Source organism: Winogradskyella damuponensis, assembly GCF_039538385.1.
Taxonomy (GTDB): Bacteria; Bacteroidota; Bacteroidia; order Flavobacteriales; family Flavobacteriaceae; genus Winogradskyella; species Winogradskyella damuponensis.
The window spans coordinates 1-1,921 of sequence record NZ_BAABCB010000044.1; the positions used below are offsets into that span (position 1 = coordinate 1).

A 1,921-nucleotide genomic window follows, 5' to 3' on the forward strand; every position below is an offset into this window, starting at 1 on the left:
AAGTACTTTAGTGAAAAATTAATACATTTTTACTTGTTTTTTACCACAGTACTTTGTTGTGCGTTCGTACTTTATTATTTTTTTATAAATATCGGATTTAAAAATGAAAACTTTTTGTCATTATCAATCCTAAATTTATTATTTACTAATTCTACATATCTCCAATTAAATTCAATTCGGTTTAAGGCAATAACTTCTTCTATAAAAAATTCGTTACTCGGAAGAATTTCGTTTTGTTCGTATATTTTTCCTTGATGTGTTATAAATTCCGGTGCAACTCTAAAATTGCCAGGATTTATATATCCAGTTTCATTTGTTATGCATAAAAAGCAACCTAAATCGATTTTTCCATTTTCTACTAACCAATTTATTCTTTTTATATCGTTTATTATTTTTTGACGACTTACAGTCTGGTTTGAACCTCTTGCTTTTTTATGAGGAAACTTAAATTCAATTCCAATTTTTATATCATTAGTTCCATCATTAAATATTATAAATAAGTCAAGAAATTTTCCGTCTGAAAAGTCATTAAATAAATTCGTTTCAAAATCAATAAATTTTATTTTTTTCGGATATTTTTTAGCTAATTCCCAAGCGAAGTTGAAGACTACAGATTTTTCAGATGAAATAAGACGAATATCATTATTCATCCAACTGTCAATATCATTCCATATTTCGGTAATAATTTTTTCAAGTTTAATCACGAAATTCAGTTTTGGTTTGAGTTTCAGGTATGACGCACAACGAGTTTGTGTATGGATAGTTTTGGTTTTAAAATGCTAAAATATTCGGATTAAAAATACACAATGTAAGGGAAACAGTAAGTAAATTTAAGGCACTAAGCCAAAATTATTTATACACGTTGTTGGCAAACGTTTTTTATTTTGAAAACTTCACAAACATTTCGTAAAAATCCAGAAACAGATACAGAAAAAGGTTCAGAAGAATTAAGTATTAGCTTATTTGGTATCAACAAAGACACAAAGCTTAAAGATATCTTAGCGGAAGTAGAGAAAATTCACTCTACTTATTTTTAAGATTGTGATTTAAAGAACTTATAATGTCGAAAGTTTCTGCATCTAAAGTAATTCCGTTTGGATGTGTGTTTAAAAATTCGTTCATACTCTTAGAAAAGTTGTTTAACGCTTCTGTTAGTTTTTCTGCGGTTTCGTTGTTTAGATTCATTTTTATATAAATTAATTAATTATTATGTCAGATGTTTATAGGTAATAATATCCACATATCAGATGAAGATTTTAAAAATCTTAAAACAGTTAGAAATTCAAGATATATTGGCTCTAAATTTATAACTAAGTTTGAATTTTTATTGTTTAAATTTGAGCTAACTAAATTGGCTAAAATTCAAGAAAAAATAACACCAGAAAATGACTTTAAAATTGAATTTGACAATGCATTAAATGAGTTTAAAAAATCTCGAAAAAAATGGCTAGAAAGTAATCCAGAAACACAATCAAGTTAATTTCAAATATTCTTTTTCAATTCCAATATTGTAAAGTTTTAAAATCAATTTCAAATATTCCTTTAATTCTATTTTATCAACTCCGTCTATTCTATTTTTCATTGCGTTTTTCATATTATCATTAAACATAAGCACCACATCTTTTAAATCACTTTTGGGATTTAAGCTTCTTAGCGACTTATGATAATAAAAATCAATATTTTCTTTCACAGATACTTGGTCTGAATCAATAAATTGAGTTGAAAATTGCACTCTTTTAAAAAAATCATTCATTTCATTAGTCAATATTTCTTCTTCTAATTGCAATTCCGCAATTCGTTTCTCATTTTCGCTCATAATTTTATCAATTTTAATTTTCGGTTACCGCACATTTCAAATGTTTGCCAACGGTCTCGTATATGATTTGTTGCGTGTTATAAGCGAGTAAGTTAGCAAATAAAA

The 1,921-nt window shown here is 26.3% G+C and carries 5 protein-coding genes; 2 read left to right on the forward strand and 3 right to left on the reverse strand.

Annotation, left to right across the window (positions count from 1 at the left end; translation table 11 throughout):
- Positions 1 to 74: 74 nt before the first annotated feature.
- Entirely contained in the window at positions 75 to 704 is a 630-nt protein-coding gene (locus ABD730_RS17150; RefSeq protein ID WP_344716120.1) for a hypothetical protein, read from the reverse strand.
- 180 nt (positions 705 to 884) lie between these two features.
- Between ABD730_RS17150 and ABD730_RS17155 the strand changes: the two genes are divergently transcribed.
- Positions 885 to 1,037, forward strand: coding sequence for a hypothetical protein (locus tag ABD730_RS17155; RefSeq protein ID WP_344716121.1), 153 nt, complete (start codon positions 885 to 887; stop codon positions 1,035 to 1,037).
- Here ABD730_RS17155 and ABD730_RS17160 read toward each other — a convergent pair.
- Complete coding sequence (locus ABD730_RS17160; protein ID WP_344716122.1) at positions 1,024 to 1,185, reverse strand: hypothetical protein; 162 nt, start codon at positions 1,183 to 1,185, stop codon at positions 1,024 to 1,026. The two genes, ABD730_RS17155 and ABD730_RS17160, sit on opposite strands and share 14 nt — an antisense overlap.
- Before the next feature lie 31 nt (positions 1,186 to 1,216).
- Here ABD730_RS17160 and ABD730_RS17165 point away from each other — a divergent pair, with 31 nt between their 5' ends.
- On the forward strand, positions 1,217 to 1,480 hold the full coding sequence (locus ABD730_RS17165) for a hypothetical protein (protein WP_344716123.1): 264 nt from the start codon (positions 1,217 to 1,219) through the stop codon (positions 1,478 to 1,480).
- Here the strand turns inward: ABD730_RS17165 and ABD730_RS17170 are convergent.
- Entirely contained in the window at positions 1,472 to 1,816 is a 345-nt protein-coding gene (locus ABD730_RS17170; protein WP_344716124.1) for a hypothetical protein, read from the reverse strand. The genes ABD730_RS17165 and ABD730_RS17170 overlap by 9 nt on opposite strands.
- Between the last annotated feature and the right edge of the window lie 105 nt (positions 1,817 to 1,921).

Coding starts and splice junctions, on each gene's coding strand:
- ABD730_RS17160 (WP_344716122.1), bottom strand. CDS start 1,185: ATGAATCTAAACAACGAAACCGCAGAAAAACTAACAGAAGCGTTAAAC.
- ABD730_RS17165 (WP_344716123.1), top strand. CDS start 1,217: ATGTTTATAGGTAATAATATCCACATATCAGATGAAGATTTTAAAAAT.
- ABD730_RS17170 (WP_344716124.1), bottom strand. CDS start 1,816: ATGAGCGAAAATGAGAAACGAATTGCGGAATTGCAATTAGAAGAAGAA.